Source organism: Reyranella sp. CPCC 100927, assembly GCF_007859315.1.
Lineage (GTDB): Bacteria > Pseudomonadota > Alphaproteobacteria > Reyranellales > Reyranellaceae > Vineibacter.
Genome location: NZ_VOHA01000002.1, coordinates 127,495 through 153,037, shown reverse-complemented (window position 1 = coordinate 153,037; position 25,543 = coordinate 127,495). Strand labels below are relative to the sequence as shown.

Below are 25,543 nucleotides of genomic sequence, written 5' to 3'. Positions count from 1 at the left end.
TCGGACCGCGGGCGTCCACACCCGCATTCGCTCGCAGCGAAGCGAAGAGCGAAAACCCGTCGGCGCTGACGCGCCGAAATGCGGGCGTGGACGCCCGCGGTCCGAAAAAGATGACGTCAATCCATCACTGCGGCGTGGCTTGGCCCGGCGGCTGCTTGACGTGGTGGGCGCATCAGGGCGAGCAGGGGAATCACCACGAGGCAGACCAGCATCATCAGCTTGAAGTCGTTGATGTAGGCGATGATGGATGCCTGCTGGTTGATGGCGGCATCGAGTGCCATCCGGCCCGGCGTCGTGTGCAGGTTCCAGAAGCCGCCGCCCGCGCCCGCCTGCAGCAGCCGGTTGAAAGGGCTGATGTCGCCGGCCAACTGGCTGTGCACGACCTGGATGCTCTCCTCGCGCACCAGCGTGGTGAGCGAGATGCCGATGGCGGCGCCGACATTGCGCACGAGGCTCCACAGCGCGGTGCCGTCGGTGCGCAACGCGCCGGCCAGGGTCGAGAACGCGACCAGTTGCAGCGGGATGAAGATCAGGCCCAGCCCGAAGCCCTGCACGACGGTCGAGATCACCATCGTGCGCTGCGAGACGTCCGGGGTCCAGCCGGTCATCTGCCACATGGTGGCGCCCACGGTCAGCAGGCCCGCCAGCATTACCAGGCGCGGATCGATGCGGTTGGACAGACGTCCCGCCAGCATCATCGCCGCCATGGTGCCGAGGCCGCGCGGCGCCATCAGCAGGCCGGCCGTGAAGACGGGGTAACCGGCCAGCGTCTGCAGATAAGGTGCCAGCAGTGCGGCGCTGGCGAGCAGGATCATGCCGACCGCGAACATGACGACCATGGCCATCATCAGGTTGCGGTCACGGAACAGGCGCGGCGGGATGAAAGGCTTCTTGGCGGTCAGCATGTGCACGACGAACCAGTAGAAACCCAGGCCGGCAAGAATGGTCTCGATGACGATTTCGCTCGAGCCGAACCAGTCCTTCTGCTGACCGCGGTCGAGCATGAGCTGCAAGGCGCCGAGGCCCAGACTGAGCGCACCGAAGCCGATCCAGTCGAACTTCAACGGCTGGCGGTCCGTCTCCGGCAGGAAGATCAGCAGGCCAGCGATGGCGGCCACGCCGAACGGCAGGTTGACGTAGAAGACCCAGCGCCAGTCGTAGATGTCGGTCAGATAGCCGCCCAGCGTCGGCCCCAGGATGGGCCCGATCATCACGCCCATGCCCCACAGCGCCATGGCCGAGCCGCGCTTTTCCGGCGGATAGATGTCGAGCAGCGTGGTCTGGGACAGCGGCACCAGCACGGCGCCGAACAATCCCTGCAGGAGGCGGAACAGCACCATCTCGACCAGCGACGTGGCGAGCCCGCACAGCATCGACGCGATGGTGAAGCCGGCAAGGCCAACGATGAACAGGCGCTTGCGGCCCAGGCGGGTGGCGAGCCAGCCGACAGGCGCGGTCGCGATCGCCGACGCGACGATATAGGAGGTCAGCACCCAGGTGATCTGATCGGCCGTCGCCGCCAGACTGCCCTGCATGTAGGGCAGCGCGACGTTGGCGATGGTGCTGTCCAGCGCCTGCATCAGGGTGGCAGCCATCGTGCAGGCCGTGATGATCGCCCGTCCCCGCAGAGCGGTGGGAGAAGGGGTTGCCGTGGTGCTCATGGGCTCTTCTCTTCACCTCTCCCGCAAGCGGGAGAGGTCGGCGTGAAGCGCCGGGTGAGGGCTTCACGCACAATGCTTCGTCTGTAGTCCCTCACCTTCCCATCGCTGCGCGATGGGCCCCTTCCTCTCCCGCTTGCGGGAGAGGAAAAATTCACAAGATATCCGACAGCTGGCGGCGATGGCCGGTATCGACGTCGACGATGACGCTCATGCCGGCGCGCAGCGGCGGATCGCCGGCTTTGCGGTCGACGACAATGCGCAAGGGGATGCGCTGCACGACCTTGACCCAGTTGCCGCTGGCGTTCTGCGCCGGCAGCACCGAGAACTCGGCACCGCTGGCAGGACTCACCACATCGACAGTGCCGACCCAGACCCGGCCCGGATAGGTATCGATCGCGACCGTGACCCGATCGCCGGGTTTCACCCAGGTGAGATCGGTCTCCTTCATGTTGGCTTCGACCCAGACCTGATCGGTCGATACCAGCGCCATGGCGGCGGTGTCGGCGGCCATGTACATGCCGGGCTGCAGCGTATCGACCTTGCTGACGATGCCGTCGAACGGCGCCCGCACGGTACTGTGGTCGAGCTGCCGCTGCGCTTCGTCGACCTGCGCCCTGGCCTGTTGATACTGTGGATGGTCGGTCACGGCGATGTCGGGATTGCCGCCCAGCTTGGCGATCTGGGTCTGTGCCTGCTGGCGCAGCGAGGCCAGGGTCTGGCGCGCGGCGTCATACTTGAAGCGCGCATCGTCATAGGTCGACTGCGAGATGCTGCCACCCGTGACCAACGCCGCATAGCGACGGAACTGGGCCTCGGCCTGATCGACCTGCGCCTGCTGGGCCTCGGCGTCCCGCAGCATGCGTCGATAATCCTGCTTCATGGCCTCGATCGACAGCGCGGTCTGCGCCAACTGTGCTTTGGCGCCCGCCAGGGCGATGTCGTACTGCCGCGGATCGAGACGGAAGAGCACGTCGCCCTTGCGCACCACCTGGCCTTCGCGGACATCGATGCCGGCGACAATGCCGGATACGTCCGTCGACACCATCAGCTTGGCGGCACGGACGTAGGCATCGTCGGTCGACACGTATCGGCCACCGGTCAGCCACATGTAGCCGGCGACCAGCAGCACCGCGACGAGACCGCCCACCATCAGGACCGGCCGCAAGACGCGGCGCGATGTCCACCAGGGTGGCGATCCCGATGTCGTGGGTTGCTCGGTCGTAGCGGCCTTGTCTTCTTCGTGTGCCGGCGGGGACGTCGGCGCCTTGTCTTCCTCGCGCTCCTTCAGGGCGCGCAGGGCGGCGGTTGATGTGCTCATGGCAGTACCTTTCAGGCAGCCTGGTCCGCGGCGTTGCCGGTCGTGAGGGTCGTTTTCATCCGCAGCAGGCCGTCGACGATGGTGTCGATCAGTTCGGGCGGCATGCCCTGCGTGATGAAGGCGTTCAGTTCGGCGCGGTATTCGTGGGCCTCTTCGACGATCGGCTGTGCCGCCGGCAGCAAATGCAGCCGCCAGATCCGCCTATCCTTGGCATCCGGGCGGCGCTCGACCAGGCCGCGCTTTTGCAGGCGGTCGACCAGGCGGGCGACGGTGATCGGCTCGACCTCGAGGAGGGCGGCCAGCTCGTTCTGGGACAGACCCGGTTGTAGCTCCACGCGTACCAGCACCACCCACTGAGCCCGGGTCATGCCGTGCGATCGGGCACGCCGATCCGCGTGCACACGCAGGAGGCGGCCGACGTCATGGATGAGGACGAGAACGTCCCGATCAAACGATTTTGGCATCGTGACTTACCATAGATGACGCTAACATAAGCAGCGTTATTAAATTGACAAGGGACCGCGGCACTCAAGTCTGCATGGCGGTGGTGCAATTAAGAGGTGGTGCGCCGGACGAGCTTACCGAGCGGACGGTCGTGGCTCGCCCAGAAAGGGCATTGCGGGCACACGGTGCCGTCGGGGTAGTCGATGCCTTCCTCGTGCGCGCATCCCAGGATCCCGTCGCCCATGGCGATGGACTGGGCGCCCTGGGCACGAATAAACGTGAGGATCGCGCGTTGGATGCCGGCGTCGCGCCGGACATCCTCCCGCTCGGAGGACCAGCGCTGCAGGTCGGCGGTGTCCTCGCCTTCGGCCATGATGATTCCCACGGCCACCTTGGTGGCTCGGCTGTCGTCGGGACCGTAGTAGGCGATGGTCGCGACGGGATAGCCGCTGAAACCGCGACGCGCCTTCTTGATCAGAGCCCTGGCGTATCTGTCGTCGAACGCCATGCCGCCGGTCAGCCGCCGGTGACGCTCATGTGGCGTGGCACCGCCGGCCGCTTGTGGCGGCGGTCGATCACGAAATCGTGCCCCTTGGGCTTGCGGCCGATGGCCTCGTGGATGGCGGCGATCAGCGGTTCATCGCTCTCGCTCTGGCGCAGCGGGGCGCGCAGGTCGGCAGCGTCCTCCTGGCCCAGGCACATGTAGAGCGTGCCGGTGCAGGTCAGCCGCACTCGATTGCACGCTTCGCAGAAATTGTGGGTCAGCGGCGTGATGAAGCCGAGCCGGCCACCGGTCTCCTCGACCCGTACATAGCGCGCCGGGCCGCCGGTGTTGTCGTCGAGGTCGGTCAGCGTCCAGCGTCGCGCCAGATCGATGCGCACCATCGACAAGGGCAGATACTGATCGAGCCGGGTTGCCGTGCCGATCTCGCCCATCGGCATGACCTCGATCAGGGTCATGTCCATGCCGCGCCCGTGGCACCAGCGGATCAGGTCGTCGAACTCGCCGTCATTGACGCCCTTCAGCGCCACGGCGTTGATCTTGATGTGCAGGCCGGCTTGCTGGGCGGCATCGATCCCGCGCATGACCTGCGCCAGGTCGCCCCAGCGGGTGAGGTCGCGGAACTTGCCGGCGTCCAGGGTATCGATCGAGACGTTGATGCGCTTGACGCCCAGCCGCGCCAGCTCGTCGGCGTGCTTGGCGAGCTGGCTGCCGTTGGTGGTGAGCGTCAGCTCCTCCAGCCCGCCGCCGTCGAGGTAGCCGGCAAGTCCCCGGACCAGCGACATCACGTTCTTGCGCACCAGCGGCTCGCCGCCGGTCAGCCGCAGCTTCTTGACGCCCAATCCGATGAAGGCAGCGCAGACGCGCTCCAGCTCTTCCAGGGTCAACAGCTCGGCCTTGGGCAGGAAGGTCATGTCCTCCGCCATGCAGTAGACACAGCGGAAGTCGCAGCGGTCCGTCACCGAGACGCGCAGGTATGAGATGGAACGGCCGAACGGGTCGATCATGTCCGACAATGTAGGTCGGGAATGGCCGGGTTTCGACCCCAAAATGGACGCGGAATTGGACCCCTCAGAAACCCTCCACGCCCCGCGGAGCGGGGAGAAGGGTTCAATCCACGATCATCCGCTCCAGGGTCGCCAGTGCATCGGCTTCGGCCGGCGGCTTGTCCCAGCGGATGCGATGCACGCGTGGGAAGCGCATGGCGACGCCGGATTTGTGGCGGGTCGAACGGTGGACGCTGTCGAAGGCGATCTCCAGAACCAGGCCGGGCGCGACCTCGCGGACCGGGCCGAAGCGGTTGGTGGTGTGGTCACGCACCCATTTGTCGAGCTTCATCAGTTCGGCGTCCGTGAAGCCGAAATAGGCCTTGCCCACCGGCACCAACTCCGGCGCGCCGCCCTCGGTGGGACGCCAGCAGCCGAACGTGTAGTCGGAGTAGAACGAGCTGCGCTTGCCGTGTCCGCGCTGGGCATACATCAACACGCAATCCACGGTGAGCGCCGAGCGTTTCCATTTGAACCACGGGCCTTTGGGGCGGCCGGCGGCATAAGGGCTGTCACGACGCTTGAGCATCAGCCCTTCGATGCCGGCTTCGCGCGTGCCGGCGCGAATGGCGGCAAGCTCGTCCCAGGAGTCGAAAGGCACCAGCGGCGACAGGTCGAGCCGCGGCCGCGGGCGCGCGGCGTACCAGGCCTCGAGGCGGGCGCGACGGTCGTCGAACGGCAGCGCACGCAGGTCCTCACCGTCGATCATCAGGGCGTCGTAGAGGCGGACATGCGCCGGGTGCTCCTGCATGAGCTTGGCGGTGGTCTGCTTGCGATTCAGGCGCTGCTGCAGGTCGTTGAAGGGGGCCACGCGCACACCACCGTCGTCGACGGGATGCGCCACCAGCAACTCGCCATCCAGGACGGCGTTGAAGTCCATGGCCTCGACAATGTCGGGAAACGCCGACGCGGCCTCATCGGCGGCGCGCGAGAACATGCGCCGGTAGCCTGGTCCCGCGACGAGCTGGACCCGGATGCCATCCCACTTCCATTCGGCGCGGTAGGCCTGAGGATCGAGGCCGCCGATGTCGGAGTCTTCCAGCGCGGTAGCGAGCATGACCGGCCGGAAGACCGGCGCGTTGCCCGGGTCCGGTCGTGGTGTGCGGCCCTCGAGCCAGTCGAACAGCGCCTGGTAGGGTGGCTCCAGCGTGTGCCAGACCTCCTCGACCACGTCGATCTCGACCTTGCCGAGGTCGGCGGCAGCCTGTTTGGCCAGCCGCGCCGAGACGCCGACGCGCAGCGCACCGGTCACCAGCTTGAGCAGGGCCCAGCGGCCCGTGGCATCCAGCGCATCGAGCCAGCGCTCGAGCAACTGGGGTGTTTCGCGCTTGCTGGCCTGGCGCAGGGTCTCGACGACCTCCGACAGCGACGGCGGTGGCCGGTTGTGTCCGACGCCGACCTTGTCCGCCGGCTCCCAGATCAGCGCCAGCGTTTCGGCGAGGTCGCCGACATAGTCGTAGCTCAGCATGAACAGCGTCTCGCCCAGGCGCTGGGTGCCGAATTCGCGCAACAGCGCCGGCTTGGCGTTGGGCAACTCCAGCGTGCCGGTGAGTGCCGCCAAGGCATAGCCGCGATCCGGGTCGGGCGCGCTGCGCATGTAGTCGGTCATCAGCCGCAGCTTGCCGTTGCGGGCAGGCTGGAAGGCGAGCGAATCCAGCAGCTCGGCGAAGCGCTGCATCAGCTCTCTTCCTCGTCGCGGCCGGCGAGATGCAGCGCTTCGGCGCCCACGCCCATCGCCTGGACCTGGTGCACCAGCGCATCCTCGCGGCCATGCGTCACCCAGACCATCTTGGGCTGCACGTCCCGCACGGTCTGCAGCAACTCGTCCCAGTCGGCGTGGTCGGAGATCACCAACGGCAGCTCGACGCCCCGCTGGCGCGCCCGGGCGCGCACGCGCATCCAGCCGGATGCGGCCACGGGCAAAGGCTCGGAGAAGCGCCGCGTCCAGCGATCGGCCAGAGCTGACGGCGGGCAGAGCACGATGGCGTTCTTGAACGTCTCGTGCTGGAAGAGATCGTTGCGCCGTATCGGTCCGGCATCATTGACGGCGGCGATATCGCCGAAGTCGATGCCGTGGCGCTGATAGAGTTCGCACATCGACATCAGTCCGCCATGCAGCCAGATGCGGCGGTCGTAGCCGGCGGCGCGCAGCAGGCGGATGATACGCTGGCACTTGCCCAGCGCGTAGACGCCGACGAGATGCGTGCGATCCGGAAACGTCCGCAGCGAGCCCAGCAGCCGCGCGATCTCCTGTTGGTCGGGCGGGTGGCGAAAGACCGGCAACGCGAACGTCGCCTCGGTGACGAAGACATCGCACGGCACCGGCTCGAACGGCGGGCATGTCGGATCTGACCGGCGCTTGAAGTCGCCCGACACGACGATACGCGCGCCGCGCCAGTCGAGGACGACCTGGGCGCTGCCCAGGATGTGGCCGGCTGGCACCAGCCGCACATCGACTTCGCCGATGCGCGTTGTCTCGCCGTAGCGCACGCCCTGCAGGCTGCCGATCGACTCGGCGCCCAGGCGCACCTTGATGATCTCGATCGTCTCCAGCGTCGCCAGCACGGATCCATGGCCTGGCCGCGCGTGATCGCCATGACCATGCGTGACCACCGCCTTCTCGACAGGCCACGCCGGATCGACGAAAAACCCACCCGGCACGCAATACAACCCCTTCGGCGTGGTGGTGAGCCACGACCGCGGATCGTTGGGAGAAGGCGAGGCGTTCATCCGAGATCGCGTCCTGGCTGGTGAAGGGTCGGACCGCGCCGCTCCAGCGGCGCTCTTCTCTTCAATGTAATCTAGGCTGCGCCTAAAATGGCGCAATGAGCGAACCAAAAGGATGGCATTCGCGCGGGTATCTTCCGCACTATGACACACCGCGGCTTGTCCAGACTGTAACCTTCAGGCTTGCAGACAGTTTGCCCGCGCATGTCGCAAAACAGGTTCTGAATGATCCGGAAGGCACGAGCAGATTCGAGATATTACTGGATCGGGGATCGGGGCATTGGTGCGTGTTGGTTGCGCGATCCTGTCGTGGCGGGATTGATGGAGGTCGCGCTGCTCCATTTCGACAGTCAACGTTACCGCTTGCTAGCCTGGTGCATCATGCCAAATCACGTTCATGTCATGGTTGAAACACTCAATGGCCATGGATTGGGTGCGGTCGTTGCTTCATGGAAACAGTACGTGGCCCGGATGGCCAACCGACATCTCAAGCGCAACGGTCCCTTCTGGCATGTAGACTATTTTGATCGCTTCATTCGAGATGAGGGGCATCATCAGACAGCCCTCACCTACATTGAGGAAAACCCGGTGAAGGCCAAGCTGGTCGAAGACAAGGTTGATTGGCGCTGGAGTTCGGCATGGCGTCGACTGGTGACATGAAGAAGGCGCCGCTGGAGCGGCGCGGTCCGACCCGTCACCAGCTGGCGTTTGAGTTTTCTTCGACGCCCTTGCCGGCGCGGTTCGGCGACTGGTTTGTGGCTCGAGGCTGGGTGCCGCGGCCCTATCAGCTGGATATGGTGCGGCTGGCGGCGGAAGGGAAGTCGGCGCTGTTGATTGCGCCGACCGGCGCCGGCAAGACCCTGGCGGGGTTTCTGCCGAGCCTGATCGATCTTGCGGCAACCGGGGAAGCCGTCGAGCGGCTGCATACGCTTTACATCTCCCCCCTGAAGGCGTTGGCGACGGATATCCATCGCAACCTCCAGGCACCGATCGCCGAGATGGGGCTGCAGGTGCGTGTCGAGACCCGTAGCGGGGACACGCCGCAGAATCGCCGCGAGCGCCAGCGCGTGCGGCCGCCCCAGATGCTGCTGACGACACCCGAGTCGCTGGCGCTGCTGTTGTCCTATCCCGATTCGGCGGACTACTTCTCCGGGCTGCGCACTGTCGTCGTCGATGAACTGCACGCCATCGCCACCACAAAGCGCGGCCATCTCCTGGCGCTGGGCTTGGCGCGGCTGGCTGCGATGGCGCCGGCGGCGCGCTTTGTCGGCCTGTCGGCGACAGTCGACGATCCACCGCTCTACGCCGACTGGCTCCGGTTTCGCGATGCGCCCGTCGAGGTCGTGAAGGTCGAGGGCGGCGCGCGGCCGCGCATTTCGATTCTCAATCCCGATGCCCGCATTCCGTGGGGCGGGCACATGGCGCAGCACACGGTGCCCGACATCTACGACGCCATCCGCCAGCACAGGATGACGCTGGTGTTCGTGAACACGCGCGCGCAGGCCGAGCTGACATTCGACGGGCTGTGGCGGCTTAACAGCGAGAACCTGCCGATCGGGCTGCACCATGGCAGCCTGGAGATCGAACAGCGTCGCAAGGTCGAAGCGGCCATGGCCGCCGGCCGGCTGCGCGCCGTGGTGGCGACCAGTTCGCTCGATCTGGGCATCGACTGGGGCGACATCGACCTCGTCATCCAAGTCGGCGCGCCCAAGGGCGTGAGCCGCCTGCTGCAGCGCGTGGGCCGCGCCAACCACCGCCTGGATGAGGCCAGCCAGGCGCTGCTGGCGCCGGGCAACCGTTTCGAAGTGCTCGAATGCATCGCTGCCCAGGAAGCCGTCGCGGCCAAGGAACTCGATGGCGATCCGCCGCGACCGCCGTGTCTGGACGCGCTGACGCAGCACATCCTGGGATGTGCCTGTTCGGCGCCGCTGGACCGTGCCGCACTGTATGACGAGGTGCGCCGGGCGGCGCCTTTTCGCGACCTGGCGCGCCAGGACTACGACGACGCGTTCGACTTCGTGGCGACCGGCGGCTATGCGCTTCAGGCCTACGAAAAATGGCGCCGGCTGTTTCCCCGCAGCGACGGCAAATGGGAGGTGACGCGGCCCGACGTCGTGCGCCAGTACCGCATGAATGTCGGCACCATTGTCGAGCAGCCGTTGATGAAGGTGAAGCTGCGCGGCGGCCCGGTGCTGGGCGAGGTCGAGGAGACCTTCATCCAGGGTCTCATCGCCGGCGACACGTTCATCTTCTCGGGCCAACTGCTGCGCTTCGAGGGCGTGCGCCAACTGCACGCCGAGGTGAGCCGCGTGCGCGATGGCGGAGATCCCAAAATCCCCGCCTATGGCGGCGGCCGCCTGCCGCTCAGTACCTACCTCGCCGGCAGGGTGCGCGACATCATCGCCGACCCTGGCCGCCACGCCGATCTGCCGGAGGATGTACGCAAATGGCTGCGCATCCAGGGCATCCGCTCGACCCTGCCGCGCGCCGATCGGCTGTTGATCGAGGGGTTCCCGCGCGGCCTGAAGCAATTCCTGGTCGCCTACTGCTTCGAAGGCCGCAACGCGCACCAGACCTTGGGCATGCTGCTGACCCGGCGCATGGAACGCTTGGGCCTGAAGCCCATGGGTTTTGTCGCCACCGATTACGTGTTGGGGATCTGGGGTCTGGAGCCGGCGCGGCCGCAGCAGGTCGAGGCCTTGTTCGACGAGGACATGCTGGGTGACGATCTCGAAGCGTGGATGGACGAGTCCTCGATGCTGCGCCGATCATTCCGCAACGTCGCGGTGATCGCCGGCTTGATCGAGCGGCGTTTCCCGGGCCAGGAAAAGTCGCGGCGGCAGGTCACGTTCAGTGCCGACCTGATCTACGATGCGTTGCGCCGCCACGAACCCCATCACATCCTGCTGCGCGCCACCCGCCAGGATGCCGCCTGGCAACTGGCCGATATCCGCCGGCTGGGCGACCTGCTGCGCCGGGCCAAGGGGCGGATCGACTACCGCCGGCTCGATCGCATCTCGCCGCTGGCCGTGCCGGTGCTGCTGGAGATCGGCCGCGAACAGGTGATGGGCCGCGACACGCTCGATGAACTGCTCGACGAAGCAGCCCAGGACCTGATCGCCGAGGCGACGCGGGTGTAGCAATTCCTGCCCGCTGCGCGGGGAGGAACCCAGGGCTCAGTCCGCCGCGGCCGCTGCCTTGCAGTGCGCGGCAACGCGCGCGGCAAGGTCCTCGGCGAGTTCGTCGGGCAGGTCATGGCCCATGCCGGGGATCAGGTCCAGGCGGGCACCGGGGATGAGGGTGGCGACGTCGCGGCCGCAGTCGGCCGGCAGCAGCGGATCCTCGGCACCATGGATGACGAGTGTGGGGACCCTGATGGTCTTGAGCAGATCGACACGATCGCCGCTGGCCATCACCGCGAGATACTGGCGGCCGACACCCTCCGGATAGTAGCGCCGGTCGACGTTCTTCTCGACGAAGGTGCGCAGTCGTCCTTCCTCCGGCGGGTAACCAGGGCTGCCGATGATCTTTCGCAACGACATCGCGTGGCGCACGATCTCGTCGCGATCATTCGTCTGCGGTCGGGTCAGCAGTGCCTTCATCGCCTCCGGCTTACCCGGCGGCAGACCCCGTCGCCCGCTGGTCGACATCACCACGGTCAACGATGTGACCCGCGCCGGGTGCCAACCGGCCATCAGCTGCACGATCATGCCGCCCATCGACAGGCCCAGCACATGGGCCTTGGCGATGCCCAGCGTGTCCATGAGGCCAAGTCCGTCGCGCGCCATGTCCGTCAGCGTATAGGGCGCCGTGATCGGCTTGCCGGTGAAGGCAGCAGCCATTGCGGCGGGGATATCGGCGGGACCCCAGGCGCCGAAGTCGGTCGACAAGCCGACGTCGCGGTTGTCGTACATCACGACACGCAGGCCATGGCCCGCCAATGCCGACACGAACTGTTCATTCCACAGGGTTAGCTGCGCCCCCAGGCCCATCACCAGCAGGATCGTCGGATCGTCCGGGTTGCCGACGGTCTCATAGGCGATGTCGAGTCCATTGGCACGGGCGACAGGCATGAACGGTCTCTCCGAGGGAAGAAGGGGGACGCTGCTGGAACGGAGACCGTAGGAGAGACCTGTAGGGAAAGGGAAGGACTAGTTTGCTGCGTCGGCGACGATCGCGGCGAAACTCCGATTGACCCCGTGGGGGTGGGTGCCTACGATGCAAACGTTTGCAGAAACAAAACACAGTTGCCGGGAGGGACGTGCGATGCGGGTGGGAACGAGACGCGGATTTCTGGTCGCGGCCGCGGCGGGTGCCGTGCTGCCGGCGCCCTATGTGTTGGCCCAATCGAACTTCATGGCGCCGGCACGCATCCGCATGGGATTTGCGCCCTACATCTCGGGCGGACCGTATTTCATCGCCGAGGCACGCGGCTACTTCAAGAAACTCAACATCACGATCGAACCCACTAGCCATGTCGATGGCAGCCTGTCGATGCCGGCGCTGGCCGCTGGCGAACTCGATATCACCGGGGCGACATTGAGCGCCGGTCTGTTCAACCTGATGGCCAAGGGCGCCGGGCTGCGCATGTTCATGGAACGCGGGCGGGAGGCACCGGGCTGGGGCTCGAACTCGATCATGGTCAGCAACGCGTTATGGGAGAAGGGCTTCCGCTCGGTTGATGGCTACCGTCATGCCAAGGGCGAGAAGATCGGCATCTCCTCGCGCGGCAGCGTCGCCCATTACCTGCACGCGCACGGCCTGGCGCGTGCCGGACTCAAGCCCGACGATCTCGAGTGGCAATGGGGCATGTCGCCCAATGTCAGCCTGCCGCTGATGAAACAGGGCCGTATCGGCATCATCAATCTGCCGCTGCCGGGAGCCTATGCCGCGCAGAAGCAGGGTGTCGGCCGGGTCGCGACGTGGAGCGATGAAATCGCGCCGAACTTCGTGCTCGCCTGCTCGGTGGCGAGCGAAAAGTTCCTGACCGCGAACCACAACGCGGCGGTGCGCTTCTGCATGGCGATCATGCAGGGCAACATGGATTTCATGGACGCCGCGAAGACCGGCAATGCCGAGGTTCTCAAGATCATCGCCGATGCGACGGGACTGACCGCGCCGATCATCGACGAGACCCGGCCGCGCTGGACGTTCATGACCATCGACGGCACGCCGAACCTGCCCTCGATCATCGCGCAGCAGAACTACTGGCGCCAGAACACCGATCTTCTGGCGCGTTCCGTACCCGAGGACCAGCTGTTCGACAGCCGCGCCATTGTCGAGGCCAAGCGCCGGATGGCCGAGAAGAACCCGTTCATCTGAAGGCAGAGGATTGGCCCGGGATGCAGTTTGAAGCGATTTCGATCGAGCGATTGTCGCACCGGTTCCTCAGTCGGAACCGACCGCCGACCACGGCGCTCACGGGTGTGTCGTGCGACTTTCCAGCCGGCAAGGTGACATCGATCGTCGGCCCCAGCGGCTGCGGCAAGTCGACGTTGCTGCTGATCCTGCGTGGCCTGATGGAGGCCAGCGAAGGCAAGGTTCAATTCCTCTACCGTGACGGATCGGGCAACCGTCGGGCTGGCGACCCGCCGCGCATGGCCACGGTCTGGCAGTCCTTCAACCTGCTGCCGTGGCGTACCGTGCTGGACAACGTCGCCTTCGGCCTCGAACTCGAAGGCGTATCGGCCGGCGAACGCCATGCGCGTGCCGCCGAGGCGATCAAATCCGTCGAGCTGGCCGGGTTCGAGAAACATTATCCCAGCCAGCTGTCGGGTGGCATGAAGCAGAGGGTCGGCCTGGCGCGCGGCCTCGTGATGTCACCGGACATCCTCTTTCTCGACGAGCCCTTCGGCGCCCTCGATGCGCAGACCCGGCTTTATCTGCAGGAACAGCTGTCGACCGTGGTGGAGCGCAGCGGCAAGACGGTGATCCTGATCACCCACTCGATCGAGGAAGCCATCTTCCTGGGCGACCACGTCGCGGTGATGACGGCGCGTCCCGGTCGCATTGCACGGACGCTGGATGTCGATCTGCCGCGGCCGCGCGGCATCGATACCCAGAACAACAAGCGCTTCGGCGAACTGTTCACCGAGATCTACGGCTTGCTGCGCGACGAAGTGCGCAAGTCGATGCTGAACTGAGGCCATCATGTCCGAGATCAAGCCGTCCGCCGTCGTCGACGGCGATGCGCCGTTGCCGCAGGCGGTACAAAGCGAACGATTGCGCGACCACTACTGGTTCTATGGCCCCGTCGCCATGGCGCTGTTCCTCGTGTTCTGGGAAGTGTCGGTCCAGGTCGCGGAGATTCCGGAACTCTACCTGCCGCGGCCGTCCGTCGTGGTCGTGAGCCTGTTCGATCTCTTCGTGCACAAGAACCTCGCCTACGACCTGGGACTGACGCTGTTTCGCATCTTCGGCGGCTTTTTCCTGGCCGCCATCGTCGGCATCGCGCTTGGCATCCTGATGGGAACCTCGCGGCGCATCTATGCGGTCTGTGACATCTTCGTCGCCGCGATCTACCCGGTGCCGAAGATCTCGCTGGTGCCGTTGCTGGTGATCTGGCTGGGCAGCGGCAATCTCTTCCAGATCGCGCTCAGCGCGCTGGGTTGCGTGTTTCCCATCCTGGTGAACACCATCATCGGCGTGCGCCAGTGCGACGAAGGTCTGATCCTGGCGGCGCGTGATCTCGGCGCGACCCGCATGCAGATCCAGCGCAAGATCGTGCTGCCGGCGGCGGTGCCTGCGATCTTCGGCGGCCTGCGGCTGGCATTGGGCATCTCGATCATCCTGATCGTTGCCGCCGAAATGCAGACCGCCCGCTACGGGCTGGGCGCCCGCCTGCAGCTTGCCGGGCAGGTCCTGGAAACCGGCCAGGTGTTTGCGATCCTGCTGCTGCTGGCGGCGCTCGGTATTCTTCTGACCAAGGGCCAACAGAAGCTCGACGGGCTCGTCAATCGCTGGCGCACGACCTGAGTGATACTTCCTCCCCAGCTTTGCTGGGGAGGTGCCCCGAAGGGGCGGAGGGGAACCGACGTGGTTTATGTAGTTCAGACCACGTTGATTCCCCCTCCGGCCTTCGGCCACCTCCCCCAGCGAAGCTGGGGGGAGGGAATAGTGGAGGAGCAGTGGAAATGAAACGCACCCTGATCGACTGCGGCTGGCTGGTCAGCATGGATGACGCTGTCGGCGATCATCGCGAGGCACGCCTGCTGATCGAGGGCGACCGCATTGTCGCCGCCGGCCGCGGCATCGAAGCGACCGCCGATGAGACGATCGATGCGCGCGACATGATCGTCATGCCCGGGCTGGTCGATGCCCACATCCATACCTGGCAGTCGGGCTTGCGTGCCATCGGGTCGGAGTGGCTGGGGCCCGACTATCACGCCAACATCCACGCCAATCTGGCCACGCGCTACGGTCCGGAGGACAACTACATCGGCAACCTGGTGGGGGCGCTGGGACAGATCGACGGCGGCGTCACCACGATCCTCGACTGGTGCCACAACCTCACGTCGCTGGAGCATGCCGAACGGTCCGTCGACGGGCTGGAGGAGTCCGGCATTCGCGCCGTCTTCGCGCACGGCACGGCCAAGCCGCCAACCAAGCCCGGCAGCCTGCCCTATACCCATATCCCGCATCCGCGCGATCGCATCGAGGCCCTGCGCAAGGGACGCTTCGCGTCAGACGCTCGCCGCGTGACGCTCGCCATGGCAATCCTCGGCCCGCACTGGGGCACGTACGACGTCGCGGAGCACGACCTGCGCCTCGCGCGCGAGCTAGGTCTGCTCTCGACCTCGCATGCGACGAAGAAAATTGCCGATCAGGTTGCACCCGGCGGCTACCAACGCCTGGCGGAGGCCGGCCTGATCGGGCCGGACCACAACATCGTTCATGGCAACTATATCGAGGACGCCGAGCTTCGCGCGGTGGTCGAAGCCGGTGCATCGATCACCGCGACCGTGATGGCCGAAATGCACGGCCATGCGGCCGATCCCGTGACGTTGCGGGTGCGCGCGCTGGGCGGCATGCCGTCCATTGGCGTGGATATCGAGCCGATGGTCAGCGGCGAGATGTTTCGCGAGATGCAGGCGGCGTTGCTGCATGCCCGCTGGGCATCGCAACGCGACAACGCCGCCAGCGGACAGCCGCCGTTCAAGGCCATACCGGTCCGTTCGCGCGAAGCCTTGACATGGGCGACGATCGGCAACGCCCGCGCGGCCGGCCTGGAGCGCCAGATCGGTTCGCTGACGCCGGGCAAGAAGGCCGACATCGTCATGCTGCGCGCCACGGACCTCAACCTGTTCCCGGTGCATGATCCGCTGCTCAGCATTGTCGAGCAGGCACACGCCGGCAATGTCGATACGGTCATCATCGACGGTATCGTGCGCAAGCGCGCCGGCAAGCTGCTGGTCGACCCTGCCACGCTGCGGCAACGCCAGGCGCAACTGGCCCAGTCGGTGGCGCGGGTCATGCACGAAGGCGCTTTCACCCTCAGGGCGGCATGAGACCATGGCCCGGACATTGATCACCTGCGGCTGGATCGTCTCGATGGATCCGGCGCTGGGCGACCTGCAGAACGCCGATATCCTGATCGAGGACGACCGCATCGTCGCCGTCGGCCGTCAGCTCGGCGCCAAGGCTCACACGGTCATCGACGGCCGCGACATGATCGCGATGCCAGGCCTGGTGAATGCCCATCTGCACACATGGCAGACCGGGATGCGGTCGATCGGTTCCGAATGGCGCAGCGGCGAGTACTTCAAGTATATCCACGGCGACATGGCGACCCGCTTCGGGCCGCAGGACAACTACCTCGGCAACCTGATCGGCGCGCTCAACCAGATCGACTGCGGCTGTACGACACTGCTCGACTACTGCCACAACATCACCACCACGGAGCAGGCGGAGCGCTCGATCGATGCGCTGGAAGACAGCGGCATCCGCGCCGTCTTCACGCTCGGCGCCGGCAAGCTGTCGCCGGCGCAGGAGGCGCTGGAACCGTTCGAGCGGCGGGTCAATCCGCGCGATCGGGTCGAGCGCATCCGCAAGGGGCGCCTGACCAGCGACGACGCCCGTGTGACCATGGCACTGGCGGTGGCGGGCCCGCACTGGGCCGAAATGGGACCGACCCGCATCAACCTCCGTCTGGCGCGCGACCTGGGGCTGCGGTCATCCTCGCATGCGACCAAGCGGCCGGCGCTGGCGATCGATCCGCGTGGTTACTTCACCCTGCTTGACGAGAAGCTGATCGGCGACGATCACACCATCGTTCACGGCAACTATCTCGGCGATGAGGAGCTGGCGCGGCTGGTCGATGCCGGCGTGATGGCGATATCGACCGTACAGTGCGAACTGCGCGCCTATGCCGCCGATCCGCTGGTCTGGCGGGTGCGCGCGTTGGGTCAAATCCCGGCTTTGGGCGTGGATGTCGAGCCCACCGTTTCGGGCGAGATGTTCCGCGAGATGCATGTCGCTCTGCTGCACGCACAGTCGATCGAGGTGCGGGCACGGGCAGCGAACGCGGCACAGAATATGCCCCCGCTGGTATCGCGGGAAGCGCTGGGTTGGGCCACGATCGGCGGGGCGCGGGCGTTGGGATTGGAGCGGCAGATCGGGTCGCTGACGCCAGGCAAGAAGGCCGACATCGCGTTGCTGCGCGCCAGCGATCTCAACCTGTTCCCCGTCTACGACCCGATCGTCTCGATCGTCGAACAGGCCGGTCCGGGCAATGTCGATACCGTTCTCATCGACGGCGTTGTGCGCAAGCAGGGCGGGCGCCTGCTCTTTCCGGCCGATGTGCTGAGCCAGCGCAAGCGCGAACTGCAGGAGTCGGCGGCGCGGATCATGCGCGAGGCGGGCTACGTCGCCGCCGCGTGACCTCAGAACCGGCCGCGGGCGTGGCTCCACCAGACGCGGGCCGCCGTCAGCGCCGGATTGGGGGTCCGAACGCCGGCGAAGACATCGAAGCGATCGGCCTCGATCAACGCCAGGTGACGCTCGGCCAGGCGCGCCGGCAGCAGTGCCGGCAGCGCGGCCGGTGGCAAGGTCGCTTGAATGCCACGCGCCTCCCGCAGGTGGTATCGGGCGTGGTCGGCGATAGCTTTCAGCACGGCGCGCAGCCCAGGCTCAGGCTGGCCGCTGAAAATGGCCTCGGCGCTGACGCTTTCGGCGGCAAGCTGATCGGCGGGGAGCAGCAGTCGGCGCTGGCGCGCCAGGAAGGGGGTGGCGCGGATGACGCCGGCCAGCGCCCAGGCGATCCCGACATGGCGCGCCGCCACGCGCACAGGGGCATCAGCCACGCCGAGCATGTCCAGCGCCAGTACCGACAACTCACCCGAGGTGGCGTCGGCGTAGTCTTCGAGGGCGGCGAGATCAGGCATCGGATCGTCGTAGAGGTCATGCTCGCGGGCATGGATCAGTCGCTCGAAGCGTTCCCGGGGCGGCCGCACGCGGGCCATGGCCGCGGCCAGCGCACGCACGACCGGATGCGGCCGGGCGTTTCCGGCGTCAGCCGCCTCGATCGCCTCGCGCCACCATTGCAGGCGGATCTCGCCCAGGGTGGGCTCGCTCACCGTTTCGCGCGTGCGAGCGATCTCCAGATTGAACGCCAGCAAGGCCCACAGGTCGCTGCGGGCCGGTTCGGGCGCGAACAGGCTGCACAGGAAACGCTCGCGATCCCCGGCGCGCGCCTGCTCGCTGCAGGCACGCCGCGCGTCGTCGAGCGCATCGGCAGGAGGCGGTGCCGTCATGGTGCTGTCATTCTTGCTGCGGCGCAGTGCTGATATCGTACGAACACTGACGGATATATCCTTGATCGGGAACGAAAATTCTTGTGCAAGGCTATTCACACCGCAGTCGGTGTGCTAGTTTGTCGCGGCTTAGGTGGCGTAACAAACGGGGGAAATCCCATGGCTGCATTCTTCTCATCTCTGCAGCGCACGATCATCGCCGGCATCGTGCTGCTCATCGTCATTGCCATTATTGTCGGCATCCTCTCTGGCCAGATGATCAAGCCGGATCATGCCTGGTTCACGTTCTTCATGCGCTGGCTGCACGTGCTGAGCGGTGTGATGTGGATCGGCCTGCTCTGGTACTTCAACTTCGTGCAGACGCCGTCAATGCCCAAGATTCCCGACGACCAGAAGCCGGCGGTCAGCAAGGTGATCGCGCCGGCGGCATTGTTCTGGTTCCGCTGGGGCGCGGCGGCCACCGTGCTCACCGGGCTGCTGCTGGCGTGGATGAACGGCTACATCGTGCAGGCGCTGACGTTCCAGAAGGGCGCCCATGTCATCGGCATCGGCATGTGGCTGGCGCTGATCATGGCGTTCAACGTCTGGTTCATCATTTGGCCCAACCAGCAGAAGGCGCTGGGCCTGGTCGATGTGCCGGCCGAACAGAAGGCGCCGGCGGCGCGTCTCGCCGGCATGACCTCGCGCATCAATACCATGCTGTCGATCCCCATGCTGTTCTGCATGGTGGCGCAGCAGAATGCCGGGATGTAAGACAGACATCATCCTGTCACGATGCAGCAGAGCGGGGCCCTTCGGGGCCCCGCTTCGATTCGTGTATGCCATGCGCGTTTTGCCGCATGCGCGGCACACGCATTGCAGGGCTGACGTAACAACGGTTTCCTGCCGACCCCATGGAGCCACATGGGAGATGGAGCGTTGATGCCGTGGGATCAACGCCTCATCACTTGCGGATAAAACGGAGTCAGAGATGCCATTTGAGTTGCCACCGTTGCCTTATGCCCAGGATGCGCTTGCGCCGCATGTCTCGGCCGAGACGCTCGACTTTCACCACGGCAAGCATCACAAGGCTTACGTCGACAACCTGAACAGGCTGGTGGCCGATACGCCGATGGCGTCGATGCCGCTGGAGGACGTGATCCAGGCGGCGTCCAAGGACGCGGCGAAGGCCGGCATCTTCAACAACGCTGCCCAGGTGTGGAACCACACGTTCTACTGGAACAGCATGAAGCCCAATGGCGGCGGCAAGCCGAGCGGCGCTATCTCGCGCAAGATCGCCAGCGACCTCGGCGGCTACGACAAGTTTCTCGCGGCTTTCAAGGACGCGGCCACCACGCAGTTCGGCTCCGGCTGGGCCTGGCTGGTGCTCGACGGCGGCAAGCTCTCGGTAATGAAGACCGGCAATGCCGACCTGCCGCTGGTGCACGGCAAGACGGCGCTGCTCACCATCGATGTCTGGGAGCATGCCTACTACGTCGACTATCGTAACGCGCGTCCCAAGTACATCGAGACCTTCATGGAGCATCTCGTGAACTGGGACTTCGTGAACGCCAACCTCGAGAAGGCGGCCTGATCAGACCCGCCGAGACGACGAACGGGGCCTGCGGGCCCCGTTTTTGTTGGTGCTCCTATAACGTCGAAGGTAATTGCTGACCCCGCCGTCGCCGGCTACCAAGGGACATCAAAAAGCGGGATGGAGAGTGTGATGTCCGACAACGCGGCCGACGCGATCAACGAGCGCATGCAGGGCCTGTTCGGCACTGTGCTGGGTCTGAAGGTGATCGAGGCGCGCAAGGACAAGGTGGTGGCCGAGTTCGACTGGCGGCCGGACCTCTGTACGGTGGGCGGTACCTTGCATGGCGGCGCGCTGATGGCGGTGGCCGACCAGGTCGGGGCGACGGCGGCGTTCCTCAATCTGCCGGCCGGTGCCGGCACCACGACGCTGGAGTCGAAGACCAATTTCTTCGCCGGCTGCAAGGCCGGCAAGGTGCGCGCCGAAGCAACGCCCTTGCATGTCGGCGGCCGCACCAGCGTCTGGCAGACCCGCCTCTACGACGAGGCCGGCAAGCTGCTGAGCCAGACGCTGCAGACGCAACTGGTGCTGCTGCCGAAGTAGTGGCGTCAGCGCATGTGCGAGGGCAACCAGATCGAGATGATGGGGAAGGCCGTCAGCACCGCGATGCGCAGGCAATCCATGGTGAAGAACGGCATCACGCCTCGAAAGATCAGGCTCGTGGGCACGTCCGGCAGTACGCTGCGCAGGACGAAGATGTTGACGCCGACCGGTGGGCTGATCATGCCGATCTCGACGACACAGACGATGAGGATCCCGAACCAGACCGCCACCAGCCCGGGCGGTACGCCCAGCGCCTGATCGAAGCCGAGCGACATCACCAACGGGAAGAACACCGGCACCGTCAGGAGGATCATCGACAGCTCCTCCATCGCGGTGCCGAGAATGATGTAGATGATCACGATGGCGAAGAGGACGCCCCAACGGTCGATGCCCAGACCGTTGACGAAGGTCACCAGCGCTTCAGCGAAGCCGGTGAAGTTGATGAAGTCGGAGAACAGGATCGCGCCCATCAGCACGGTGAACATCATCGCGGTGGTAACCGCGCTGTCGAGCAGCACCTGATAGAGCTTGGCCAGTGTCATCCCGCCATGGAGCAGGGAAAAGAGGAATGCGCCGGCGGCGCCGATGCCGGCCGCCTCGGTCGGCGTGAAGATGCCGCCGTAGATGCCGACCATGACCAGCAGGAACAGCGCGATCACGCCGACGACGCCGCGAAACACCAGCGCCAGGGCGAAGACGGCAACCATGCCGACGATGCCGGCTGTGACCGGGTCGAGCAGGTATTGGCCCGGCGCCGAACGCGACCAGTCGATGCCCAGCGAAAGCCAGCTCTCGGGATTGGCCCGATAGATCCGGGTCGCCAGCAACAGCGCGACCGCCAGCGCCAGGAACCAACCCACGCCGCGCAGCGTCGCCAGCCGCTCGCGCCAACCCTTGCGTTCCGCGGGTGGTCCGGCTGCGGGGTCGGTGCGAACGATCCATTGCACGGCGAGCAGGTAGAACAGGATGGCGACGACGCCCGGCAGAATACCCGCCGCGAAGAGATGCCCGATGTTGGTCTGCGTCATGATCCCGTAGATGACCATGATGGTCGACGGAGGGATCAGGATGCCGAGCGTGCCGCCGCTGGCGATCGACGCCACGGCGAGCTTGTCGGCGTAGCCGTACTTCCGCATCGACGGCATCGCCACCTTGGCCATCGTCGCCGCCGTGGCCATCGATGAGCCGCAGACAGAGGAGAAGCCGCCGCAGGCAACGATGGTGGCCATCGCCAGCCCGCCACGCCGGTGACCCAGGAAGGCGTTGGCCGCGGCATAGAGATCTTCCGACAGGCGCGCGCTGGTCACAAAGTTGCCCATCAGGATGAAGAGGGGCAGCACCGTGAGCTCGTAGTTGATGCCGGTCGCGAACGCGACCTTTTCGAGCTGGCCCAGCGCCGGTTCGACGCCGCGCAACATGGCGAAACCGGCAAAGCCCACGATTCCCATGGCGAAGGCGATTGGCACGCGCGCGAACGAGATCACCAGCAGGACGGCAAACGCAATAAGCGTTATCGTCATGTCGCGGACTCGCCTTCGATAGGCTGGCGCGCGCCGCGCAGGTACGCCCAGAACACGGCAAGACAGGCAAGGCAGGCCGCGGCCGAGAGCACGGCAAAGAGCAGGGCAAAGGGCCCATGCGGGATCTTGAGCGTCATCGTGACTTCGTGGTTGCGCGACAGCTCCGCCGCCTGGATGAACATGCGCCAGGCAAGCACACCCAGTGCCACGGCGCTCACCAGATTGACGGTCGCGAGGTGCGGGCGACGCCATCGCTTCGGGATCAGCGGGTCGAAGACGTCGATCGAGACGTGCCCTTCGCGGGCGCAAAGGATGGGCAGGCCTGAAAAGATCAGCACGCCCATCAGGAATTCGGTGACTTCATAGCCGCCGAAGACCGGTTGCCTCAGCAGATAACGGCCCCAGACGTCGACGAAGGTCAGCACCATCATCGCAAACAGCGTCAGCGCGGCCACGATGCCCAGGGTGCGTGACGCCCACCGCTCCACGACGACGTCGAGCGACGTTCCGCGCGCCGGCGCTCCGGGTGAATCGCCCATCCCCAGGCCCTCCCGCGCGTGGCCGCGCGCCTATTTACCGGCCGCGACCTTCGCCACCTCGGCGCGGAAATCGGCGATCACCTGCTTGCCGGGCAGGCCGAGTTTGTCGAGCTGCGCTGCGTAGTCCGCTTCGAGCTTGGCTGTGAGCTTGGTCAGTTCAGCCACCAGCTCCGGCGCGGCGTGCTGGAAGGTGTTCTTGTTCTCCTTGGCCAGCGCCAGGCTCTCGGCATCGGCGCGGTCCCAGCTCTTCTCCCCCATGAAGCGCGCAAACGCTTCACCGCCCATCTTGTCCAGTACCTCCTTCACGTCTGCCGGCAGCTTTTCGTATACTGCTTTGTTGATGCCGAACCAGAACGATGACGAGTAGAGGCCGCCCTTCACGTAGGTGGTGTGGGGGACAAGCTTGGTGATGTTGAAGCTTCTGAGCGACTCGCCCGGGAAGAAGATTCCGTCGGCAATGCCCTGCGAGAGGATCTCGTAGGACTTCGGGGCAGGCTGTGTGATCACGACGCCGCCGAAATGCTCGACGATGGCTTTGGGTACGTCGCCGCCGACGCGGATCTTCTGACCCTTCAGGTCGGCCGGGGTCATGATCGGCTTCTGGGTGTGGTGCATCATGCCCGGCCCATGGGTCATCACGCCGATCAGATGCACGTCTTTGTGGATCGCCAGTTTCTCGTAGTACTTCTTGTGGATGCGCCACAGGGCGACGCCATTGTCCACGGCCGTTTCACCCAGCTGCGGCAGCTCGGCGATCAGGTAGGGCATGAAGCGCTCAGGCTGATAACCGTAGGTAGCAAAGGAGACGTCGATCTGACCTTTGACCACCGCGTCGTAGTGCTGGTTGGGGGCAGCGACCGGCTTGGGCAGCACCCGGAATTTGAGCTTACCGCCAGTGGCTTTTTCGACCTCCTGGAACCACGGCACGAAGCCGTAGGTCACGAGCGTGTGGGACGTTGGAACCCAGGTCGAGAACGTCAGTTCGGTCTGCGCCTGGGCTCCGCCAGCAAGGCCGGCGGCCAGAAAAGCCGTGCCGGCCAGGGCGAGTACGCGTTTCACATCACCCTCCCTTGAACGGTGCGGTTGTTATGTCTGACGCACCGCATTGGCCCAACCTTAGATGACTCGAAAGCGGCGTTCAACGCCGGCTCGACAGCCAGGATCTGCTCGTGCCCAGAATGAACGGCGGCAGAACCTGTGAGACTTGTCGTATGGTGGTGTGGTCGATCACCACCAGGCACCATGACGGGATCAATCTCTGCCACCGCGCGGCACCACTCGAACGAGGCGGTGGGACCTGTCGACGTCATTGTGATCGGATCGGGCGCGGCCGGCCTGTCGGCTGCGCTAGCAGCGGCCGTGAATGGCGCCAGCGTCGTCATCCTGGAAAAGAGTGAGCTCATCGGCGGCACCAGCGCCATGTCTGGCGCCGGCACATGGATCCCCAACAACCATCACGCCAGGGACGCCGGTATCGCCGACAGCGCCGAAGCGGCGTTGATCTATCTGTGCGCCACCGCGCCGGACGGCTGGATCGAGAAGGAGCGACCCCTGTGGGAGAGTTTCGTGCATCATGCGCCGGATATGCTGCGGTTCCTTGAGCAGAACTCCCAGCTGCGCTTCGAGCTGGTGCATGAACCGGATCCGATCTGCGAGGCGCCAGGGGGCAAGCCGTTCGGTCGCATGCTATCGCCCGCCATCCTCAGCCGCCGCATCGTGCGGCCCTACGCGCGAAAGATCCGGCGCTCCACGCTGCCCCACCGGTTCACCTACAACGAGGTGAAATCCTATCAGCCGTATCGCCGCCCGATTGCGACGGCGTTGCGCTTCTGGCCCACGTGGCTGCAGCGGGTGCTGGCGGATCGGGTCGGCTGCGGCAGCGCACTGATCGCCGGATTGCTGGAGGCCTGTCTGCGCCGGGGCTGTCGCATTGTCACGGACGCCCGCGTGCATCGTCTGGTCCAGAACCAGGAGACGGGCCGCATCGAAGGGATCGAGTACACAGCCCGCGCCAAGCCTGTCGTGGTGCTTGCCCGGCAGGGAGTCGTCCTGGCGAGCGGCGGCTTTGAATGGGATCCCGAGCGGCTGGCGCGCCATTTCCCGGGCCCGGTCGATCGGCTGGCAAGCCCCCGGACCAACACGGGCGATGGCCAGCGCATGGCCGAGTCGGTCGGCGCCCTGATGGAGCGCATGGACCAGGCCAACATCTATCCCACCGTGCCGACGATCTATCAGGGTCGGCGGCACGGCATGCCGATCATCCTGCAGGCTTCGCCGCATTGCCTGATCGTCGATCGCCACGGCCGCCGGTTCGTCAGCGAATACGACTACAATATCGGCGAAGCGCTGGATCGGCGCGACCCGGCCACCGGGCAGCCGCTGCACCTGCCGGCCTGGATCATCGGCGACCGCCGCTTTCTCCATCACACAGTTCTGCTTCCCTGGCTCGCACGGCTGGAGTCGGGCTTCCTGCGCCGCGCGCGTAGCCTGCCCGCGCTGGCGCAGGCGATCGGCGTCCCATCACAAGCGCTGCTCGACACCGTCGCCCGCTTCAACGGCTTTGCCATGGCCGGCAGGGACGACGACTTCCATCGGGGCGAGAGCGCCTGGGAGCGGTATGTCGCGGGTAAGGCAAGCCCGGCGCTGTCCCCCATTGAGAAAAGCCCGTTCGTCGCCGTGCCGTTCAACCGCTCGATCCTTGGCACCAAGGGCGGTGCGCGCACCAACGCACGCGGTCAGGTGCTACGGCCCGACAACAGCATCATCGGCGGCCTCTACTGCGCCGGCAATGCCATGGCCAACCCGATCGGGACCCGGGCCGTGGGGGCGGGCACAACGATCGGACCCTGCCTGACATGGGGCTACATCTGCGGGCTCAACATCGTGCGGGAGAACACGTGAGAAATGCCGGCACCCAGC

General features: G+C 65.8%; 23 protein-coding genes. 11 read left to right on the top strand and 12 right to left on the bottom strand.

Annotated features, from left to right (window positions below):
* Positions 1-116: 116 nt before the first annotated feature.
* From FQU96_RS06850 to FQU96_RS06820, 7 genes are all read right to left on the bottom strand, one after another.
* Complete coding sequence (locus tag FQU96_RS06850) at positions 117-1,661, bottom strand: DHA2 family efflux MFS transporter permease subunit (RefSeq protein ID WP_146540129.1); 1,545 nt, start codon at positions 1,659-1,661, stop codon at positions 117-119.
* A 151-nt stretch (positions 1,662-1,812) separates the two neighbouring features.
* Positions 1,813-2,979 (bottom strand): HlyD family secretion protein, encoded by a 1,167-nt coding sequence (locus FQU96_RS06845; protein ID WP_146540128.1) that lies wholly within the window; start codon positions 2,977-2,979, stop codon positions 1,813-1,815.
* 11 nt (positions 2,980-2,990) lie between these two features.
* Complete coding sequence (locus tag FQU96_RS06840; protein ID WP_255467886.1) at positions 2,991-3,347, bottom strand: MarR family winged helix-turn-helix transcriptional regulator; 357 nt, start codon at positions 3,345-3,347, stop codon at positions 2,991-2,993.
* A gap of 185 nt (positions 3,348-3,532) precedes the next feature.
* Positions 3,533-3,931 carry a hypothetical protein gene (locus tag FQU96_RS06835; RefSeq protein WP_146540126.1) on the bottom strand — a complete coding sequence of 133 codons (399 nt, stop codon included), beginning with the start codon at positions 3,929-3,931 and terminating at the stop codon, positions 3,533-3,535.
* Positions 3,932-3,939: 8 nt separating this feature from the next.
* On the bottom strand, positions 3,940-4,932 hold the full coding sequence (gene moaA / locus FQU96_RS06830) for a GTP 3',8-cyclase MoaA (RefSeq protein WP_146540125.1): 993 nt from the start codon (positions 4,930-4,932) through the stop codon (positions 3,940-3,942).
* A 103-nt stretch (positions 4,933-5,035) separates the two neighbouring features.
* Positions 5,036-6,649: a cisplatin damage response ATP-dependent DNA ligase gene (locus FQU96_RS06825; protein WP_146540124.1), complete on the bottom strand. Its 1,614-nt coding sequence runs from the start codon at positions 6,647-6,649 to the stop codon at positions 5,036-5,038.
* Positions 6,649-7,701, bottom strand: coding sequence for a ligase-associated DNA damage response exonuclease (locus tag FQU96_RS06820; RefSeq protein ID WP_146540123.1), 1,053 nt, complete (start codon positions 7,699-7,701; stop codon positions 6,649-6,651). The genes FQU96_RS06825 and FQU96_RS06820 overlap by 1 nt, the downstream gene beginning before the upstream one ends.
* A 318-nt stretch (positions 7,702-8,019) precedes the next feature.
* Here FQU96_RS06820 and FQU96_RS42470 point away from each other — a divergent pair, with 318 nt between their 5' ends.
* Both FQU96_RS42470 and FQU96_RS06810 read left to right on the top strand, forming a co-directional pair.
* Complete coding sequence (locus FQU96_RS42470) at positions 8,020-8,358, top strand: transposase (protein ID WP_218574633.1); 339 nt, start codon at positions 8,020-8,022, stop codon at positions 8,356-8,358.
* Positions 8,337-10,838: a ligase-associated DNA damage response DEXH box helicase gene (locus FQU96_RS06810; protein WP_370461349.1), complete on the top strand. Its 2,502-nt coding sequence runs from the start codon at positions 8,337-8,339 to the stop codon at positions 10,836-10,838. The genes FQU96_RS42470 and FQU96_RS06810 overlap by 22 nt, the downstream gene beginning before the upstream one ends.
* 36 nt (positions 10,839-10,874) lie before the next feature.
* Here the strand turns inward: FQU96_RS06810 and FQU96_RS06805 are convergent, their stop codons facing one another.
* Positions 10,875-11,771 carry an alpha/beta fold hydrolase gene (locus tag FQU96_RS06805; protein ID WP_146540122.1) on the bottom strand — a complete coding sequence of 299 codons (897 nt, stop codon included), beginning with the start codon at positions 11,769-11,771 and terminating at the stop codon, positions 10,875-10,877.
* Between the two features lie 193 nt (positions 11,772-11,964).
* Here FQU96_RS06805 and FQU96_RS06800 point away from each other — a divergent pair, with 193 nt between their 5' ends.
* From FQU96_RS06800 to FQU96_RS06780, 5 genes are all read left to right on the top strand, one after another.
* Positions 11,965-13,020 (top strand): ABC transporter substrate-binding protein, encoded by a 1,056-nt coding sequence (locus FQU96_RS06800; protein ID WP_178130353.1) that lies wholly within the window; start codon positions 11,965-11,967, stop codon positions 13,018-13,020.
* A 20-nt stretch (positions 13,021-13,040) separates the two neighbouring features.
* Complete coding sequence (locus tag FQU96_RS06795; protein WP_146540120.1) at positions 13,041-13,841, top strand: ABC transporter ATP-binding protein; 801 nt, start codon at positions 13,041-13,043, stop codon at positions 13,839-13,841.
* Between the two features lie 7 nt (positions 13,842-13,848).
* On the top strand, positions 13,849-14,673 hold the full coding sequence (locus tag FQU96_RS06790) for an ABC transporter permease (protein ID WP_146540119.1): 825 nt from the start codon (positions 13,849-13,851) through the stop codon (positions 14,671-14,673).
* A gap of 158 nt (positions 14,674-14,831) precedes the next feature.
* Positions 14,832-16,205, top strand: a complete 1,374-nt coding sequence (locus FQU96_RS06785; protein WP_146540118.1) for an amidohydrolase family protein — start codon at positions 14,832-14,834, stop codon at positions 16,203-16,205.
* Between the two features lie 4 nt (positions 16,206-16,209).
* On the top strand, positions 16,210-17,577 hold the full coding sequence (locus tag FQU96_RS06780) for an amidohydrolase family protein (protein WP_146540117.1): 1,368 nt from the start codon (positions 16,210-16,212) through the stop codon (positions 17,575-17,577).
* Positions 17,578-17,579: 2 nt separating this feature from the next.
* Here the strand turns inward: FQU96_RS06780 and FQU96_RS06775 are convergent, their stop codons facing one another.
* Entirely contained in the window at positions 17,580-18,449 is an 870-nt protein-coding gene (locus FQU96_RS06775; protein ID WP_146540116.1) for a phytoene/squalene synthase family protein, read from the bottom strand.
* 159 nt (positions 18,450-18,608) lie between these two features.
* On the opposite strand from FQU96_RS06775, the gene FQU96_RS06770 reads away from it, so the two are divergent.
* The 3 genes from FQU96_RS06770 (at position 18,609) to FQU96_RS06760 (ending at position 20,565) form a co-directional block, all read left to right on the top strand.
* Positions 18,609-19,202, top strand: coding sequence for a urate hydroxylase PuuD (locus FQU96_RS06770; protein ID WP_146540115.1), 594 nt, complete (start codon positions 18,609-18,611; stop codon positions 19,200-19,202).
* A gap of 217 nt (positions 19,203-19,419) precedes the next feature.
* Positions 19,420-20,022: a superoxide dismutase gene (locus FQU96_RS06765; protein WP_146540114.1), complete on the top strand. Its 603-nt coding sequence runs from the start codon at positions 19,420-19,422 to the stop codon at positions 20,020-20,022.
* Positions 20,023-20,190: 168 nt separating this feature from the next.
* A complete protein-coding gene (locus FQU96_RS06760) occupies positions 20,191-20,565 on the top strand; it encodes a PaaI family thioesterase (protein WP_146540651.1) in 375 nt (124 codons plus the stop codon).
* Positions 20,566-20,570: 5 nt separating this feature from the next.
* On the opposite strand, the gene FQU96_RS06755 is transcribed toward FQU96_RS06760, so the two are convergent.
* From FQU96_RS06755 to FQU96_RS06745, 3 genes are read right to left on the bottom strand one after another with little or no spacing between them, the layout of a single operon-like run.
* Positions 20,571-22,085, bottom strand: a complete 1,515-nt coding sequence (locus FQU96_RS06755) for a TRAP transporter large permease (RefSeq protein WP_146540113.1) — start codon at positions 22,083-22,085, stop codon at positions 20,571-20,573.
* Positions 22,082-22,624 (bottom strand): TRAP transporter small permease, encoded by a 543-nt coding sequence (locus tag FQU96_RS06750; RefSeq protein ID WP_146540112.1) that lies wholly within the window; start codon positions 22,622-22,624, stop codon positions 22,082-22,084. The genes FQU96_RS06755 and FQU96_RS06750 overlap by 4 nt, the downstream gene beginning before the upstream one ends.
* A gap of 30 nt (positions 22,625-22,654) precedes the next feature.
* Entirely contained in the window at positions 22,655-23,683 is a 1,029-nt protein-coding gene (locus tag FQU96_RS06745; RefSeq protein WP_146540111.1) for a TRAP transporter substrate-binding protein, read from the bottom strand.
* A 183-nt stretch (positions 23,684-23,866) separates the two neighbouring features.
* On the opposite strand from FQU96_RS06745, the gene FQU96_RS06740 reads away from it, so the two are divergent.
* Positions 23,867-25,525, top strand: a complete 1,659-nt coding sequence (locus FQU96_RS06740; RefSeq protein WP_146540110.1) for an FAD-dependent oxidoreductase — start codon at positions 23,867-23,869, stop codon at positions 25,523-25,525.
* The last annotated feature ends 18 nt before the right edge of the window (positions 25,526-25,543 follow it).

Coding starts and splice junctions, on each gene's coding strand:
- FQU96_RS06820 (WP_146540123.1), bottom strand. CDS start 7,701: ATGAACGCCTCGCCTTCTCCCAACGATCCGCGGTCGTGGCTCACCACC.
- FQU96_RS06805 (WP_146540122.1), bottom strand. CDS start 11,771: ATGCCTGTCGCCCGTGCCAATGGACTCGACATCGCCTATGAGACCGTC.
- FQU96_RS06750 (WP_146540112.1), bottom strand. CDS start 22,624: ATGGGCGATTCACCCGGAGCGCCGGCGCGCGGAACGTCGCTCGACGTC.
- FQU96_RS06795 (WP_146540120.1), top strand. CDS start 13,041: ATGCAGTTTGAAGCGATTTCGATCGAGCGATTGTCGCACCGGTTCCTC.
- FQU96_RS06835 (WP_146540126.1), bottom strand. CDS start 3,931: ATGGCGTTCGACGACAGATACGCCAGGGCTCTGATCAAGAAGGCGCGT.
- FQU96_RS06755 (WP_146540113.1), bottom strand. CDS start 22,085: ATGACGATAACGCTTATTGCGTTTGCCGTCCTGCTGGTGATCTCGTTC.
- moaA (WP_146540125.1), bottom strand. CDS start 4,932: ATGATCGACCCGTTCGGCCGTTCCATCTCATACCTGCGCGTCTCGGTG.
- FQU96_RS06840 (WP_255467886.1), bottom strand. CDS start 3,347: ATGACCCGGGCTCAGTGGGTGGTGCTGGTACGCGTGGAGCTACAACCG.
- FQU96_RS06780 (WP_146540117.1), top strand. CDS start 16,210: ATGGCCCGGACATTGATCACCTGCGGCTGGATCGTCTCGATGGATCCG.
- FQU96_RS42470 (WP_218574633.1), top strand. CDS start 8,020: ATGGAGGTCGCGCTGCTCCATTTCGACAGTCAACGTTACCGCTTGCTA.
- FQU96_RS06800 (WP_178130353.1), top strand. CDS start 11,965: ATGCGGGTGGGAACGAGACGCGGATTTCTGGTCGCGGCCGCGGCGGGT.
- FQU96_RS06740 (WP_146540110.1), top strand. CDS start 23,867: ATGACGGGATCAATCTCTGCCACCGCGCGGCACCACTCGAACGAGGCG.
- FQU96_RS06765 (WP_146540114.1), top strand. CDS start 19,420: ATGCCATTTGAGTTGCCACCGTTGCCTTATGCCCAGGATGCGCTTGCG.
- FQU96_RS06825 (WP_146540124.1), bottom strand. CDS start 6,649: ATGCAGCGCTTCGCCGAGCTGCTGGATTCGCTCGCCTTCCAGCCTGCC.
- FQU96_RS06775 (WP_146540116.1), bottom strand. CDS start 18,449: ATGACGGCACCGCCTCCTGCCGATGCGCTCGACGACGCGCGGCGTGCC.
- FQU96_RS06845 (WP_146540128.1), bottom strand. CDS start 2,979: ATGAGCACATCAACCGCCGCCCTGCGCGCCCTGAAGGAGCGCGAGGAA.
- FQU96_RS06790 (WP_146540119.1), top strand. CDS start 13,849: ATGTCCGAGATCAAGCCGTCCGCCGTCGTCGACGGCGATGCGCCGTTG.
- FQU96_RS06785 (WP_146540118.1), top strand. CDS start 14,832: ATGAAACGCACCCTGATCGACTGCGGCTGGCTGGTCAGCATGGATGAC.
- FQU96_RS06810 (WP_370461349.1), top strand. CDS start 8,337: ATGGCGTCGACTGGTGACATGAAGAAGGCGCCGCTGGAGCGGCGCGGT.
- FQU96_RS06850 (WP_146540129.1), bottom strand. CDS start 1,661: ATGAGCACCACGGCAACCCCTTCTCCCACCGCTCTGCGGGGACGGGCG.
- FQU96_RS06760 (WP_146540651.1), top strand. CDS start 20,191: ATGCAGGGCCTGTTCGGCACTGTGCTGGGTCTGAAGGTGATCGAGGCG.
- FQU96_RS06770 (WP_146540115.1), top strand. CDS start 18,609: ATGGCTGCATTCTTCTCATCTCTGCAGCGCACGATCATCGCCGGCATC.